This window comes from Paracoccus aerodenitrificans, assembly GCF_027913215.1.
GTDB classification, from domain to species: Bacteria; Pseudomonadota; Alphaproteobacteria; order Rhodobacterales; family Rhodobacteraceae; genus Paracoccus; species Paracoccus aerodenitrificans.
Window position 1 is genome coordinate 173,977 of record NZ_CP115784.1, and the last position, 15,364, is coordinate 189,340.

16 protein-coding genes are annotated in these 15,364 nt (G+C 60.2%); 3 read left to right on the top strand and 13 right to left on the bottom strand.

All coding sequences use genetic code 11. From position 1 onward, the window contains the following. The first annotated feature begins 31 nt into the window (after window positions 1–31). Window positions 32–487, top strand: coding sequence for a MarR family winged helix-turn-helix transcriptional regulator (locus PAE61_RS02085; RefSeq protein ID WP_271113783.1), 456 nt, complete (start codon window positions 32–34; stop codon window positions 485–487). A 190-nt stretch (window positions 488–677) separates the two neighbouring features. On the opposite strand, the gene PAE61_RS02090 is transcribed toward PAE61_RS02085, so the two are convergent. From PAE61_RS02090 to PAE61_RS02115, 6 genes are all read right to left on the bottom strand, one after another. Continuing rightward, window positions 678–1,247: a peptide-methionine (S)-S-oxide reductase gene (locus PAE61_RS02090; protein ID WP_271113784.1), complete on the bottom strand. Its 570-nt coding sequence runs from the start codon at window positions 1,245–1,247 to the stop codon at window positions 678–680. A 92-nt stretch (window positions 1,248–1,339) separates the two neighbouring features. After that, window positions 1,340–4,708, bottom strand: coding sequence for an error-prone DNA polymerase (locus tag PAE61_RS02095; protein WP_434803119.1), 3,369 nt, complete (start codon window positions 4,706–4,708; stop codon window positions 1,340–1,342). A gap of 5 nt (window positions 4,709–4,713) precedes the next feature. Next, window positions 4,714–6,192 (bottom strand): Y-family DNA polymerase, encoded by a 1,479-nt coding sequence (locus PAE61_RS02100; RefSeq protein WP_271113786.1) that lies wholly within the window; start codon window positions 6,190–6,192, stop codon window positions 4,714–4,716. After that, entirely contained in the window at window positions 6,134–6,682 is a 549-nt protein-coding gene (locus tag PAE61_RS02105; RefSeq protein ID WP_271113787.1) for a hypothetical protein, read from the bottom strand. Before PAE61_RS02105 ends, PAE61_RS02100 begins: the two co-directional genes overlap by 59 nt. Window positions 6,683–6,864: 182 nt before the next feature. Further along, the gene (locus tag PAE61_RS02110) at window positions 6,865–7,155 is read right to left on the bottom strand and encodes a type II toxin-antitoxin system RelE/ParE family toxin (RefSeq protein ID WP_271113788.1); all 291 of its coding nucleotides are present in this window, start codon (window positions 7,153–7,155) and stop codon (window positions 6,865–6,867) included. After that, window positions 7,155–7,400 carry a type II toxin-antitoxin system ParD family antitoxin gene (locus PAE61_RS02115; protein ID WP_271113789.1) on the bottom strand — a complete coding sequence of 82 codons (246 nt, stop codon included), beginning with the start codon at window positions 7,398–7,400 and terminating at the stop codon, window positions 7,155–7,157. Before PAE61_RS02115 ends, PAE61_RS02110 begins: the two co-directional genes overlap by 1 nt. A gap of 123 nt (window positions 7,401–7,523) precedes the next feature. Here PAE61_RS02115 and PAE61_RS02120 point away from each other — a divergent pair, with 123 nt between their 5' ends. Further along, window positions 7,524–8,159 (top strand): tyrosine-type recombinase/integrase, encoded by a 636-nt coding sequence (locus tag PAE61_RS02120; RefSeq protein WP_271113790.1) that lies wholly within the window; start codon window positions 7,524–7,526, stop codon window positions 8,157–8,159. 134 nt (window positions 8,160–8,293) lie between these two features. On the opposite strand, the gene PAE61_RS02125 is transcribed toward PAE61_RS02120, so the two are convergent. From PAE61_RS02125 to PAE61_RS02145, 5 genes are read right to left on the bottom strand one after another with little or no spacing between them, the layout of a single operon-like run. Further along, entirely contained in the window at window positions 8,294–9,187 is an 894-nt protein-coding gene (locus tag PAE61_RS02125; RefSeq protein ID WP_271113791.1) for an aldo/keto reductase, read from the bottom strand. Between the two features lie 12 nt (window positions 9,188–9,199). Then, on the bottom strand, window positions 9,200–10,060 hold the full coding sequence (locus tag PAE61_RS02130; RefSeq protein ID WP_271113792.1) for an aldo/keto reductase: 861 nt from the start codon (window positions 10,058–10,060) through the stop codon (window positions 9,200–9,202). A gap of 35 nt (window positions 10,061–10,095) precedes the next feature. Then, window positions 10,096–10,842, bottom strand: coding sequence for an SDR family NAD(P)-dependent oxidoreductase (locus PAE61_RS02135; protein ID WP_271113793.1), 747 nt, complete (start codon window positions 10,840–10,842; stop codon window positions 10,096–10,098). 19 nt (window positions 10,843–10,861) lie between these two features. Next, on the bottom strand, window positions 10,862–11,353 hold the full coding sequence (locus PAE61_RS02140) for a YybH family protein (protein WP_271113794.1): 492 nt from the start codon (window positions 11,351–11,353) through the stop codon (window positions 10,862–10,864). Window positions 11,354–11,411: 58 nt separating this feature from the next. Next, window positions 11,412–12,392, bottom strand: a complete 981-nt coding sequence (locus tag PAE61_RS02145) for a quinone oxidoreductase family protein (RefSeq protein ID WP_271113795.1) — start codon at window positions 12,390–12,392, stop codon at window positions 11,412–11,414. 105 nt (window positions 12,393–12,497) lie between these two features. Between PAE61_RS02145 and PAE61_RS02150 the strand changes: the two genes are divergently transcribed. Continuing rightward, the gene (locus PAE61_RS02150; protein ID WP_271113796.1) at window positions 12,498–13,400 is read left to right on the top strand and encodes a LysR family transcriptional regulator; all 903 of its coding nucleotides are present in this window, start codon (window positions 12,498–12,500) and stop codon (window positions 13,398–13,400) included. 168 nt (window positions 13,401–13,568) lie between these two features. On the opposite strand, the gene PAE61_RS02155 is transcribed toward PAE61_RS02150, so the two are convergent. Together PAE61_RS02155 and PAE61_RS02160 are read right to left on the bottom strand one after the other, a co-directional pair. After that, window positions 13,569–14,339 (bottom strand): hypothetical protein, encoded by a 771-nt coding sequence (locus PAE61_RS02155; RefSeq protein ID WP_271113797.1) that lies wholly within the window; start codon window positions 14,337–14,339, stop codon window positions 13,569–13,571. A gap of 2 nt (window positions 14,340–14,341) precedes the next feature. Next, window positions 14,342–15,172: a hypothetical protein gene (locus PAE61_RS02160; RefSeq protein WP_271113798.1), complete on the bottom strand. Its 831-nt coding sequence runs from the start codon at window positions 15,170–15,172 to the stop codon at window positions 14,342–14,344. Window positions 15,173–15,364 lie beyond the last annotated feature (192 nt).

Consider the following 15,364-nt stretch of genomic DNA (forward strand, 5'->3'; position numbering starts at 1 on the left):
TATCCATTAATGTCTTCCTATGAAGCTGTCAATGCAGGGTGCCGCGCCGACGCGGCGTTTATGGGACCGGCCCACGTGGCTGCTCAATCACCTCGCAGGAACCGGGCGTCGCGTTTTGGGCGACCGGATCGGATCTGCCTTCGAGCGGAATAAGTATGGCATTCTCGCCGGGCTCGCTGACGAGGGAGCAGCCAGTCAAAGCGTTCTTTCACAGCGCACCGGTCAGGACAGAGGAGACCTTGTCGCCATGCTTAACAAACTCGAAGCCGAGGGCCTTGTCATTCGACGACCCGATCCATCCGACCGGCGCAATAAACGCGTCGAGATGACGGAACAGGGGCGTTCCGAGTTGAAAAGCCTCGACAAGCTCGTGGCCGAGGCGCAGGATATTCTGCTCGCGCCGCTGACCCAAGATGAGCGCGCCGAGTTCTTGAGGATGATGAAGTCGCTGCTTATTCATCACGAAAATTATCGCGAGCCAAGTTGACTGATTGCCAGCATGAAGCTTCCACTCAAACGCGCCGCAGCACTTGCTAAATGGGCTCTGACCAGCATTTCGTCGGCGCAGCATCGCTGTTCCCGATTCCAGAGCCTCTACTATGCAAGGACGGCCTTGAGCTGCCTTCCATGTCATCGGCGATGCTGCGGCGCAGATTGCCCGAACCGGCCATTCAAAATTATGCGTCGGTCGAAGCCTCCAACTGAAGGCTGGCGAACCGCTGCCGCAGCAGTGCCAGTTTCGGCTCGATATAGGCCTCGCAGAACGGACCGTTGCGGTTGCGAATGTAGTAGTTCTTGAACCGTGCGTCCGATGGTTTGAATGCTTCAAACGACAACACCTTGGTCACGATGTCGCTGTCGGTTTGCTGCGCGATCAGGTCGATGATCCGGCGCACCGCCCCGCCGTCAACGGCGTCGTGAACATAGATGGCACTGCGGTACTTTCCTCGCATCTTATGGTGAGAGGTACTGGAATGTGTAGCCAGATGCACCGCAATCAGGTCGTCAAAGGTGATCAAGGCCGGATCCCACGTCACCGCCACAGCCTCGGAAAAGCTGTCATGCGGTGGGCTTGAGGCGATAAAGCCCTGCTTGACGTCCATGACACCGCGAAGCGACTGAAACACAGCCTCGGTGCACCAGTGACATCCACCGCCAAAACCCGAGCTTTGGATCATCAGCCGAACCTCGACCTTAACTGCGCTTTGCGCGAGATTGCGCCTGAGCCAGAGGTTGATGTTGATCATGATCGCAACGATTCGCGCAATATCTGGTTCTTATCAATTGGCAGAAGCGCTGCTCTCTTAGCCATATTCGCCCGCAAATCAGCCCCTCCCCTTCAATGAAAATCCCGGCTCGGAAACAGTAGTTTTGCCTGATCGCGGGGGTGCATGGCGCGGGGCATTGGCAGGGGGCGGGGGGCGTTGTCGGCTCTGGCGTCCATCTGGCCGATGGCGTCCTGCATGGGGTGGCCGAAATCGTTCAGGCGGCAGGATACATCCTCGATCCGTTCGGCGATCAGGTGGACCACGATGCCTTCGCGTTGCAGCTTGCCGGTCACGCGCAGAAGCCGTCCGCCCATGACCTCGCGGCGGAAGGATTTGAAGACCTTGTTCCAGACCACGACATTGCTGACGCCGGTTTCATCCTCCAGCGTCAGGAAGATCACGCCCGAAGCAGTGCCGGGGCGCTGGCGGGTGATGACGAGGCCGCAGACGGTGGTGCGGCGCAAAGGCGCGTCCTTCAGATCGTCATGCCGGGTCAGGCCGGGCATCGAGGGGCGCAGGATCTCCATCGGGTGGGCGCGCAGGGTCAGGCGGGTGGCGACGTAATCCTCGACCACCTCTTCGCCCAGATGCATGGCGGGCAGGGTGACCGCAGGCTCGCGGATCGCCTCGCCGTCGATGGGGTCGTTGAACAGCGGCAGCGGTTCCTGCCCGCGGATCGCGCGGACCTGCCACAGCGCGTCGCGGCGGGTCAGGCCCATGCTGGAAAAGCTGTCGGCCTCGGCCAGGCGTTCCAGCGTTTCGGGCGCAATCCCGGCACGCAGCCACAGGGATTCCGGGTCGGGATAGCCATTGCCACGCGCAGCGGCGATCCATTCGGCATCGTCTTTCCTGAAGCCCTTGATCTGACGAAAACCCAGCCGCAGAGCCAGTGCGCCATCGCTGCGGCGTTCCAGCGTGTTGTCCCATGCGCTGTGATTGACGCAGATGGGACGGACCTCGACATGGTGCTCACGCGCATCGCGGACGATCTGGGCGGGGGCGTAGAACCCCATTGGCTGGGAGTTCAGCAGCGCACAGGCAAACACCGCCGGATGGTGCCGCTTCAGCCATGCCGAGACATAGACCAGCAGCGCGAAGGCCGCCGCGTGGCTTTCGGGGAAACCGTAATCGGCAAAACCCTCGATCTGGCTGAAACAGCGTTCGGCAATGTCGGGGTTGTAACCGCGGGCCAGCATGCCGTTGATGAATTTCTCCTTATGCTCGCCAATCGTGCCCATGCGCCGGAACGAGGCCAGCGCGCGACGCAGCTGATCGGCCTCTTCCGCCGTATAGCCCGCGCCGACCACAGCGATCTGCAGGGCCTGTTCCTGAAACAGCGGCACACCAAGGGTACGTTTGGTGACCTCTTCCAGTTCCGGGCCAAAGGGTTCCGCTTCCTCCAGCCCCTGACGGCGTTTCAGATAGGGCTGGACCATGCCGCCCTGAATCGGGCCGGGGCGGACGATGGCGACCTCGATCACCAGATCATAGAATTCCTTTGGCTTCATGCGGGGCAGGAAATTCATCTGCGCCCGACTTTCGACCTGAAAGACCCCGACCGCATCGGCCACTTGCAGCATCTTGTATGTATCTTCGTCTGCGGGCGGGACGGTGGCCAGCGTCAGGGATTGTCCCTCATGGTCCTGCAAAAGGCCGAACGCCTTGCGGATGCAGGTCAGCATGCCAAGCCCCAGCACATCGACCTTCAAAATCCCAAGCGCGTCGATATCGTCCTTGTCCCATTCGATGACGGTGCGATCCTCCATCGCGGCGTTTTCGATCGGGCAAAGCTCATCCAGACGGCCCTTGGTGATGACAAAGCCGCCGACATGCTGCGACAGGTGGCGCGGGAAACCGATCAGTTGCCCGATCAGATGCAGGGTCTGGGACAGGCGGCGGTCGTCGGGGTTCAGGCCAAGCTCGCGCACCCTGTCCATATCCGGGCCATCGCTGGAATAGCCCCAAATCGAGCCGGACAGCCCCGCCGTCACATCCTGGCTGAGGCCCATCACCTTGCCGACCTCACGGATCGCAGCGCGGGACCGGAAATGAATCACAGTCGCGCAAAGCCCGGCGCGTTCGCGGGTGTATTTTTCATAAATCCACTGGATCACCTCTTCGCGGCGCTCATGTTCGAAATCGACATCGATATCGGGTGGCTCGCCTCGGTGGCGCGAGACGAAGCGTTCGAAGACCATGCCGATCAGATCGGGGCTGACATCGGTGATGCCCAGCAGGTAGCACAGGATCGAATTCGCCGCCGAGCCGCGCCCCTGACACAAAATCCCCTGAGAGCGTGCATATTGCACGATGTCGTGGACGGTCAGGAAATAGGCGGGGTAATCAAGCTCTGCGATCACGGCCAGTTCCTTGGCCATCAGCGCACTCGCCCGTTCGGGCGGGCCATCGGGATAGCGTCGGCGCATGCCTTCATGGGCCAGCCGGGTCAGCCGGTCCATCGGCGTCTCGCCGCCCTCGGCGATCTCATCGGGGTATTGGTAACTGAGTTCGCCAAGGGAAAAGCTGCACCGTGCGGCGATCTCCAGCGTGCGGCGCAGGGCCGCCGGATAGCGGTAAAAGACCCGCTCCATATCCGCATGGCCTTTCAGCCGCCGTTCGGCATTCAGCAGCGCATTCCTGCCGATATTGTCGATGGTACAGCCCAGACGCATGCAGGTCAGAACATCGGCCAGCGGGCGGCGGGCGGCGCGGTGCATCAGCACATCGCCCACGGCGACCATGGGCGTGGCACAGCGCAGCGCCAGCCCGGCGCAGGCATCCAGATGGGCCTGATCCGTGCCGTCATAGCGCGGCGCGGCCCCCAGAAAGACATGCCTTGGAAAGCGGCGCTGGACCCGCTGGATGTCGCTGGCAGAGGCCGCCATATCCCCGGATGGCAGGGCGATCAGGATCATGCCGGTGCAGTGGTCCAGCATATCGCCAAGATCGAGGTGACATTCCGCCTTTCCTGCCCGCCTCTTGCCCAGGGTCAGCAGGCGCGTCAGGCGCCTGTAGGCCGCGATATCCGTGGGCAGCGCCAGAAATTCCACCTTGCTGTCGCGCAGCACCAGCCGACAACCGATGATGAGTTTCGGGATATGCGGCATATCCGGCCGGGCGATATCCTCGGGCCTGCCGATTTCCTGCCGCGAGCAACTGTCGATGCGATGCTGCGAACGGATGCGGATCGCCTCTTCCGCCTTTTCCGCAAGAATCTTCAGCGCCGAATACGCCCGCACCACACCCGCCAGCGAATTGCGGTCGGTGATGGCGATGGCCGTCAGGCCAAGCTCGGCCGCGCGGGTCACGAATTCCTCGGGATGCGAGGCGCCGGTCAGGAAGGTGAAATTCGTGGTGACGCAAAGCTCGGCATAGCCGCTTGCATTTAAGGATAAAGCCTCATGGCGCAATTCCTGCGCCGCACGATGTTCCCGGTTCATCTCGATCACGGAAACACCCCCTGCACGAACCAGCCGGGATTTTGCGGCGTGTAAAACATCCACAACCGCCGGCCCTCAGTGGTTTCCACCCGCCAGTAATCGCGCATGCCGCTGCGCCAGTTGTCATCGTCCAGCCACCATTCGGGCATGATCCGTTCAGGGCCGGTCGCGCGCATGGTCGTCAGCCGCATCCGCCGCCAGCGGAAATGCTGCGGCGGGCGGGGGCCGGTGGCGGGGATCGCCTCCGGCGGGAACATGATCAGCGGGCGGGGGCGAGGGTTTGCCGGGAAAGGCTCCGGTTTGGAATAAGCGGCAGGCGCGATGATGACGCTGCGTTCCGGGATATGGCTGTCGGCGGGCAGGAAGCGCTGGACGTTTTCCAGCCCGATCCGCGCGCCGATGCGGGTGATCAGGTCAGCCAGACGGTCCTGCCTGTCCGGCCCGGCGGGACCCATCTGTTCGCTGGGCAGCACCTCGACCTGCGTGGCCTCCAGCCGAAGCTGGTCGATGCCGAAACCGGCATCCGCCTCGCCGATGCCACGGGCGAAAAGAGGCAGGATGCGGGCAGGATCGCGCAAGGGCCGCGCCAGCCGCAATTCGACATGCTGCGCCTGGCTGTCGATGCGGCGCAGGGTCAGGCACAGCACCCGCGCTCCGGTCTGCTGCTGTTTCAGCTTGTCGCAGAGGCGGATCAGCAAGCGCTCCGTCCCGGCCATCACGTCTGCCTCAAGCCCGATGGGTTCGGGCAGGCTCATGCGGACGGCGTAATGCGGCGGCTCGGCCTGCGGGGAAATCTGTTCGGGCTGCGTCCCAAGCGCCTGATCCAGCCGCATCAGCAGTTCTGGCCCGAAACGCCGCGCCAGAGGGGCGCGCGGCGCCTTGGCCAGATGCGCGATGGTCCGCAGGCCCAGCCGTTGCAGCGCCGCGGCGATCACAGGTTCCAGCCGCAAACCCGCCACCGGCAGCGGGCCAAGCGCGGCCAGCGCCTCGCCCGGCGGTGCCACCCCTTCGCCATGATGGGCCAGCGCCCAGGCCGCGCCGCGCGTATCGCCCAGTCCGATCTGCACCGTCAGCCCGATCCGCCCCAGCCGCTGGCGCAGATCGCACAGCATCGCGGCCTCGCCCCCCGCAAGATGGGCTGAGCCGGTGATATCCATCACCAGCCCGTCCTCCCCCTCGATCCCGACCCAGGGGCAGTACCGCACGGCCCAGCGGCGCAGGCTGCCCAGAAAGCGCCGGTCCACCTCGGGCTGCGCAGGCTTGCTTTGCAGATCGGGGCAGAAGGCGCGGGCATCGGAAAACACCATGCCGCGATACAACCCCTGCCGCTCGGCTACGGCATTCAGGCAATGAATGCGGTTGGTGTTGTCCTGCTTCAGCGTCAGCGCGAAAGGCCCGTCGACCGGACGCACGCGTAAGGCCCGGTCACTCGCGAGCCTTGGAAACCACAATGAGACGACGCGCCGATTGGCTCCATCGAACATGCCAGACGCCTAATGTTCCTGATTTGTTCTTGATAAGCGCCCATCGTTGCAGAGTCGAGTCCTCTGGTGCGCTGTCAGGATCGGGCAGCGCGCCGCAATGCCACCGCGTTTCCGCCGCCGGGCTGCCCATGCCGTCGCGGATCAGGCAAAGCCCGATGCTGTTGCCCGCCTTCGCCGCCAGTTGCAGCCTGCGCCCGGCGGTCAGCCCCAGCGGCGCGGTCAGCTCCATCACCACCAGCGGAACATTCCCATCGCGCAGCCCGTCTTCCGCAACGGCCAGGGTTTCGGTCTGGTCGGTCGTTTGCGCGACCAGAGGCTGGGACAGATCGATATATCCGGCAAGCCCCGAGGGGCTGATGGCCTGCTGCTGCCAATCCTCGCGCAGCCAGAGCACATCACCCGCCTGCGCAGCCATCACCGCCGCCAGACTGCCCGAAAGAGGTCCGCAGGCCTCGTGAACGCGGGCGGTTTGAAGCGGGAAGGATGTCATCTTTTGTGGCATGTCGGGAAGATAGGTCGGGATGCCGTTTGGATCAAACGGTCTTGAGGCGTGGATGCGGGATATTTCTTCGCGATTGGAAGGGGAGCGCAAGCAAGGACGGCCCGGAGCGGACGTTGCGAAGACAGCTTTGCGCTGCGGTGCGGCTTCACCGAAGCCGACATTCGTTCTGGCTATAGGTGACTCTTGATGTCCATTCTCTGGTGAAGAATGCGGACGACTAGCAGAGTTTCTGCCCTGCGCTGGAAGTAGATGATGTGTCGGCCTGCCATTGTTTTGAAATATCCGTCACGAATGGCAACCGGGCGCCCTGACTTCCTTCCGCTTACGAGATCCTCGCATGCATCAATGATGTCATTGGTGTAAATCTCGGCTTGCTCTGGCGACCAGCGACGTGCTGTGTAAAGCCAGATCTCTTCGAGATCCGTTTCCGCCAGTGGCGTAAGCAAATAGGATGACGTCATCAGGATTGGTGCTTTTGACGCATCCGGGCCTGAAAGGCATCCCGATCAAGGGGGCGCGGAACGCCGGAATTTTCTCCAGCAATCAGGGCGTCTTTCAAGGCCTGCACCTTGGCCTCCTGCTCTTCGAGGAGCCGCAACCCGGCGCGCACGACTTCGCTTGCAGACCCGTAACGACCGTTGCTGACCTGCGATTCGATAAACCCCGCGAAATGGTCGCCAAGGGACATTGAGGTATTCTTTGCCATGTCCAGCCTCCTACCCTTCAGATATACCAGTTTCAGGTATTATTCAATATCGCGTTCTGTGATATGTTTGGATGTCGGCAGACTGACGATGCGGTGGCTTGTGGCGGGATCGGAGGATTAGTCATGGAACCCACCCCAAACCTTCCCGCCATTCGCGCGCTTCGCCCAGCATGGAACAAAGGCCGCCTCGTCGGCCAGAAGCGTCCCCTCAAACCAAAGCATGTCTGGGCCATCCGTGTCCGTCTGGAGTTGGCTGAAAATTATCGCGACCTGGCGCTGTTCAACCTTGCGATCGACAGCAAGCTCAGGGGGTGCGACCTGGTGAGCCTGAAGGTGGCAGATATCTACGCATCGGGCCACGTCAAGGAGCGGGCATCGATTTTGCAAAGCAAGACCCAGAAGCCCGTCCGGTTTGAGATCACCGAAGGAACAAGGGCTTCGGTCGAACGGTGGATGGAAGAGCCGCTGATGGTCGGTTCCGAATATCTCTGGCCCGGGCGGTTTCACGAACGGCTGCACATTTCGACCCGACAATACGCGCGGATCGTCCGCGACTGGGTCACATCGATCGGGCTTGAGGCCACAGCCTACGGAACCCACTCGATGCGGCGGACGAAGGTAACACAGATCTACAAGAAGACAGGCAACTTGCGTGCGGTTCAACTGTTGCTCGGGCACACGAAGATGGACAGCACGGTACGATATCTGGGCGTCGAACTCGAGGATGCACTCGCTATCGCAGAAAGTATCGAAATCTAAAGGGGCGCGGGCCGTCTTCAGGGACGGCCCGAACTAGCCTTTTGACCATATGCGCAATGCTGTAGTATCGTATGCTATGATTATATGATTGTGACGTGCATGGGGCGCGATGCATCTGCATCGCGCCTTCCGTGTTATTTTGCGGTTCTGTTCCGGATGGCTTTCAGATCGTTCACCTCAGGATCGGGGCCGCCGCGTAATCCGGTATCGAGGACATCAAGGGCCGACATTTCCGACCGGGTCAGTCGAAAGTCGAAGATATCGATATTCTGCCGGATCCGTTCGGGATTGCTCGATTTCGGGATGGCTGAGTTGCCGTGCTGCACATGCCACCGCAGGATGATCTGCGCAGGTGTTTTACGATATTTCGCTGCAAGCTTGGTAACGACTTGATCGGACAGCGGATCGCGCGGTGCTTCGGGGTTTTCCGCCCAATAGCGATTGACCCCACCGATGGGCGACCAGGCTTGCGTGACGATGCCGTGGCGCACATTCGCGACCCGAACGTCGGCCTGCGTGAAATAGGGATTGAGCTCGACCTGATTGACGGCTGGAACCACGCGGCTTTGCACGATGAGATTGTCGAGGTGATCAGGGTTGAAATTGCAAACGCCGATGGACCGAATGCGCCCCGCAGCCTGCAAGTCCTCCAGTGCGCGCCACGATGCCAGCGTCGCATCGAAGTTGCGCGGCACCGGCCAATGCAGAAGATAGAGGTCTAGATAATCCAGCCCCAGCTTTTCCATGCTGGTATCGAAGCCGCGCATCGCCTCGTCGTAGCCGTAATCGGCAAGAAACAGCTTCGTTGTTACGAATAGCTCCGAACGGTCGATCCCGCTCTGCCGGATCGCTTCGCCGACCTGCTCTTCATTACGGTAGGCAGCGGCCGTGTCGATCAGGCGATAGCCTGAACCAATCGCGGTCTTCACCATTTCGATGGTCTCATTGCCGCTGCTGAACAGCACGCCGAAGCCGATAGTGGGCATTTCCGCGCCGTCGTTCAATCTGATCATGGGATTGCTTGTCATCTCACATGCTCCTCAGGTATCGAATTTCCATGCGGCGATCCCCTTGACGGCTTCGGGATCGCGGTGATCGATAAAGGCGCTTTCGCCGGTGTCGATCGTGGCGATGGTCGCCATCTCCTCATCGCTCAGATCGAAGCCGAAACTGGCGAAATTTTCGGCAATGCGGCCGGGGCGCACGGATTTCGGGATGGCGACTATATTGCGCTGCAGCAGCCATTTCAGGACCACCTGCGCGACCGTCCGGTCACGTGCCTCGGCAATCTCTTTCAGGGTGATATTGCTGAACAGGTTGTTGCGCCCCTCGGCAAATGGCCCCCAGGATTGCATCTGTACGCCGTTCTCGATCAGGAATTTCTCCTCCTCGACGCGCTGATGGAAGGGATGGGTTTCGATCTGGTTCACCGCAGGCGTGATGCGATTGAACGACATGATGTCCATGACGCGATCAGGCTGGAAATTGCTGATACCGATGGCGCGGATCTTTTCCGCGTAATACAGGTCCTCCATGGCGCGCCACGAGCCGTGCACGTCGCTATAGGGCTGATGGATCAGGTAGAGGTCCAGATAATCCAGTTGCAGGCGATCGATCGAGCGCTGAAACGCGGCCTTGGTGGCGTCGTAGCCGGCATCCTGAACCCAGAGTTTGGTCGTAACGAAAATCTCGTCGCGGGGGATGCCGCTTTGTGCGATAGCGCGACCGACAGCATGCTCGTTCTCATAGGCGGCGGCCGTATCGATCAGCCGGTAGCCGACGCGCAGGGCTTCGGCCACGGCCGCTTCGCATTCTGCGGGATCGTCCATCTGATAGACGCCAAATCCCAGCAGCGGCATTTCCACGCCGTTATTAAGTGTGGTGACGGGTGCTTTCCTCATGACTTTCTCCAAATTTGCGGGTTTGCGGGCTCGCCTTAAGCGGCGAACCCTCCGTCGACGGCATAGTCGGCGCCGGTGACATAGCTTGCGGCGTCGGATGCGAGAAACAGGACGACCTGGGCGACCTCATCCACGGTGCCGAAGCGGCCGAGTGGGACGATTGTCCTGACGCGGTCGACATGCTGCTGCGCCTCTTCCTCCGACAGCGCGGTCTTTTCGTAGATCGGGGTTTCGATCGGGCCGACCCCCACGGAATTCACGCGGACGCCATCGGCGGCCAGTTCCTTGGCCCAGACGCGGGTGAACATGTTCACCGCCGCCTTGCTGGCCGCATAGGTGCCCATATTTGCCATCGGCTTATCGACGATCGAGGTCGAGATGTTGATGACATTGCCCCTGGTTTCCTTCAGCAGCGGCAGCGCCCGGTGGGTCAGTTCCACCAGGCCCCGAACATTAGATTTGAACACATTGTCGAACTCGGCCATGTCCAGATCGGTGAAGGGCGTGACCGGCGCGACGCCGGCATTGTTCACCAGAATGTCGAGCTTGCCATAGCCGTCTTCGATATCGCTGATCACACGTTCCAGATCTTCAGACCGCCCGATATCGGCGACCATATGCGAGATTCGCTCGTGCTGGGCGGCCGCTTCCTGCAAGGTCGCTTCGGTGCGGCCGATAATGACGACGTCTGCGCCTTCTTCGGCCAGCCGCAATGCGATGCCGCGTCCGATGCCGGTGCCGGCGCCGGTGACGAGGGCGGTTTTTCCTGAGAGGTTATTCATGATGGCTTTCCTTTCCAGATCACTCGGCCGCTTTGGCGGGATCGCTGTTGAAGATGTCGGCAATGACCTTCCAGTCGCCGTCGATTTTCTGCCAGATGAGGACATATTTGCCGGTATCGGTGATTTCGCCCTGCGGCAGGGTGACCGCAAAATCATAGCTGCCGCGATCATGGGCGAGATCGCCCGAGGATGAGACTACCAGCTGCTGCGGCGTCAGGCTGAAATCGAAGCTGTCCAGCGTAAGCTGACGCGCCCAGCGGTCTTCGATGGCGTCAGCGCCTTCTACGGCGACCTCGCCCTGTGCCATCAGCACGGCGTCTTCGGCATAGAGCGCGCCAATTGCCGCGCTGTCCTTTTCAGCGATCAGTTCCGCCCATTCTTCATGGATAGCCTGTATGGCCTGAGCATCGGTGCGTTCTTCGGCTGCTGCTGTTTCATTTTGCGCAATGGCTGTGGTCCCGATGAATGGGGCCAGCGCCAGTGCGGCGGCAAACATAGTGTTGGATTTCATCTCTGTTTCCTAACGTTGGGGGTGGATCTGGTCCCCCGGTTGACGAGGGACTGATAAATCAGGGCTTCAGATACAGCTTGCCCTTGGCACGCCGGTTCTCCAGATCGGCATGGGCATCTGCTGCGCCGTCCAGCGGATATTCGGTGGCGTTTTCCAGTTGCAGCCAACCTTCCTGAATGCCCGTCACGACGTCGGCGGCGCGCTTGCGCAGTTCGGCCGGGTCGGCGACAAAGCTGAAGACGGACCCACCTGCGAGACGCAGCGCCTTGGGTGTCAGCACGGTCGGTTCAATCGCGGGGATCGGACCGGAGGCCGCGCCGATGGCGACGACCGTGCCGCCGCGACGCAGCGATCCGATTGTATTCATAAGCGTCTTTGCGCCCAGCCCGTCAAAGGCCAGATCGACGCCTTCACCATCGGTCAGCGCCAGCACCTGATCCTTGAAGTCATAATCGCGGCCATAGACGACCACCTCATCGGCCCCGAGCGCCCGGACGGCTTCCGCCTTCTCCTTGGTCGAGACGGTGCCCACGACCCAGGCGCCAAAATGCTTCAGCCACTGAACCAGCAACTGCCCGACGCCGCCCGATGCGGCATGGACCAGAGCCCGGTCGCCCGGCTTCACATTGCGATATTCATGGACGAGGTAATGCGCAGTCAGCGCCTGAAAGATCAGCCCTTGGCTGAGCGTGAAGTCATCGGGCACCGACACGATACGGTCGGGTGAGATAACCACCTGGCTTGCATAGGACCCGCGCCCGTCCATCCAGGCCACGCGCGATCCGACCTTGAGCCCATCGGTCTCGCCGACGCCGACGCCCAACTCACGCACCCGTCCGACGCCTTCGAGGCCCGGAACCAGCGGCAGCCCGACCTTGTGGACGGCCGAGGCCCCGCTGCGCTGCGTCACGTCCAGAAAGTTGACCCCGGCGGCTTCCACGTCGATCAGAACCTCGCCCGGTCCCGCCTTCAGATCATCGGCCGTTTCCACGACCAGATTTTCCGGGCCGCCAAATTCATTCAACACGACTTTCCGCATCTCTTGCTCCTTCGCATGTCGATTTCGGTTGGCAGGAAGGTAGGCCGAAAGCATTATAGTGATTAGCCGCCTTGTCTTTCATGAACCTGTGAGAATAATTCAGCAATGCCATCGGGTCCGCACAGCGATATCTCCTCCTTCCTCGCTGTGGCGCAGGAGCGCAGCTTCACGAAAGCGGCTGCCCGGCTGGGGATGACGCCCTCGGCGCTGAGCCACGCCGTGCGCAATCTGGAGGACCGGCTCGGAATCCGGCTTCTGAACCGCACCACCCGCAACGTCGCGCCGACCGAGGCGGGCGATCAGTTGATCCAGTCGGTCGGGCCGCTGTTCGAGCAGATCGATATCGAACTTGGCAATCTCGGCGATCTGCGCGACCGTCCGGGCGGCAAGCTGCGCATCACCTGCAATGACTATGTGATCGAGACGATCTTCCGCCCCAAACTACAGGGCTTTCTGGACCAATACCCGGAAATTGAGGTCGAGTTCTCGATTGATTACGGCTTTACCGACATCATCGAGGACAGCTTCGACGCTGGGGTTCGTCTGGGCGATGCCGTCAGCAAGGACATGATCGCCATGCGGATCGGCCCGGACTTCCGCTTCCTCGTGGTCGGCGCGCCGTCATACTTTGAGCGCCATCCCCGGCCCGAGCAACCTCAGGATTTGACCACGCTGCCTTGCATCAACTTGCGTTCGATGACAGCGGGCTCTTTCTTTCCATGGGCCTTCGAGAAAGAGGGAAAGGAGATCAACGTCCGCGTCGAGGGCCAGCTTGCTTTCAACAGCGTCCTGCCGATCCTGCAATCAGCTATCGACGGCGCCGGGCTGGCCTATCTGCCCGAAGACCTTGCCGCACCGCATCTTGAAAGCGGAGCTTTGATCGCCGTGATGGAAGAGTGGTGCGCCTATGGACCCGGTTATCACCTCTACTATCCTAACCGCCGACTTGCTGCGCGCAGCTTTTCCGTCTTTCGCGAGACAATGCGGTATGGCGTCACATCGGGCTAGGCGGCCCTGAGCCGACCTCAGCCGAGATCCGCGTTGCTGCGCCGCAGCTTCCCCGAAACGGACGCCTGAATGCGCACAGGACTTATGCGCCATTCCCATTGCCGAATTTGCTTGGTTCTTCCGATGTTGCAAAAGCTGGAGCTTACGCTCCACATCGTCGATAGATTGTCATTTGACGCTAATGCTCGGCGCCGCATCAAGCAGCCATTTGGGCAGCTTTTTTATCTCACCTAAGGTGATGCATTCAGGCACATCGTTCCAGAATTGGACGATGGCATCAGACACAGCCTCAAACTGTTCTGCGGAAATGTGAAGGTTGGAATGATCTTTCCAAGACAATGCAGCCCCACCATTTTCTGTTATCTCGTCTTCGGACGCGATCAGTTCAGGATACTGTCTCTTCAAGTCGTCCAGAGACTTGCCGTCGCCGTGCTTGTGGACATTGACCACAAGACGACACCCATCCAGCGCCTTGAAATATGGCTTTGATCGAACGTCCAAGCCGATGTCTTTCAACAAATTTAGTATCTCAACAAAGCTGGAAGACCAGACACGGCGAAATGCTGTTTCGTCCCGCATCCAGTGCCGAATCTCTCGGACTAACCAGTCACGAAGCTCTTTTTCCCAACGATGAAAGATCGACACCAGCATTGCGAAGAGAACCTGCTCTCGCATGTCACAAAGGCTCAAGTACAGGTCTGTGCCAGCTTCATAGGCCTGTTCTGCAAAGTCTCCGGGATCGTGGCGTTCTGGGTCAAAATGCCGCCCCATAGCCTCCCACGTTGCCTCTGCATGCGCATCAGCAGCGTTCTTCATTTCCTCGTCTTCGAACTGCGCGAATAGTCTCTGGCGGGCCTGCGACACGAAAAAGTTATGCTCATCGATCAGGTGCTTTCGATGCCCAGACCAGAAGTGAAATGCAGTGTAAGAGCTATCCATTGTCAGCGCTCCCCTGCCACGTCGGCTAGGGCAGCTTTCAGGACCTGAAAGCAGACCTTGGCTGTGTGCTGATCCGGGGTAAACCCAGACACAAGCTGCTGATAAGGGTGGATGTAATTTCGGAAATCTCGAAGACCGTGTCCGAACTTTTTGATATCAGGTTTGAGCACACCGAGGTCACAAGCAACATCGATGAACTGTGCCAAGCTCCACTCATGAAACTTTTTCACGCTGCCAGCGCTGTTTGTCGGGCTGGCCTTAGAATTGTTGAACTTTGCCGGATGCTTTTGGGCTGCACCCAGTAGCACGGCTTCCAAGACGCTTCCACAGAGGAAGATCACTGACAGGTTCGCCCCTGCCTTCAAGGCAACTCGGGCTTCCGTCAGACGTTTCTCGATGACCGGCACAACAGGCGCATCGATAGGCAGCTTGCTAATATTCGGGATGGTGAATTCGGTGTCGAGGAAACTGCTCTCGGTGGGCGCGCTGGCTGTCTTCGCTTTCTTGCCGAGCAGCCGATCAACAGCGGCTCGGCCTTTTTCAAGGACCGGCTTGTCGATCTCAGCCCCGCCAAGTTCGCAATTCGTGACATAGGAGTCCAACATCTCTAACAGGACCTTTCCAACTATCGGGTCCGGTTCTTGCTCCCCAAACGCGCGCATCTTCTTTGCTTTGGAAGTGCCGTAGGTTTGGTACTTGCTTCCGTGGATGTTGATCCGATGCTTGTTAAAGAACTCGCCGTAGGTGTTGTCGGAGAAGTCCAAGACATATCCACCGCCCATATCCAGCAATCGTTCCAAATACCTTTTTTCAATATCTGTCAGGGTGCTCACGCTTTTGCGTCTCTAGAATATTTCGGTGCAAGTATGAGGTCAGATTAATGGCATTAGGTGCCTAGCATAAGGCGCATAAAGCCCTTGTATGTGAAGTCGCGCTGTGTGCCAACGTCTGCTTCGGTCGATACAAGCGTTGGCTGGTGCGTCCGCAGCGAACTTCCGCTTCCCGCCGATTCTGTGGAAAAACGC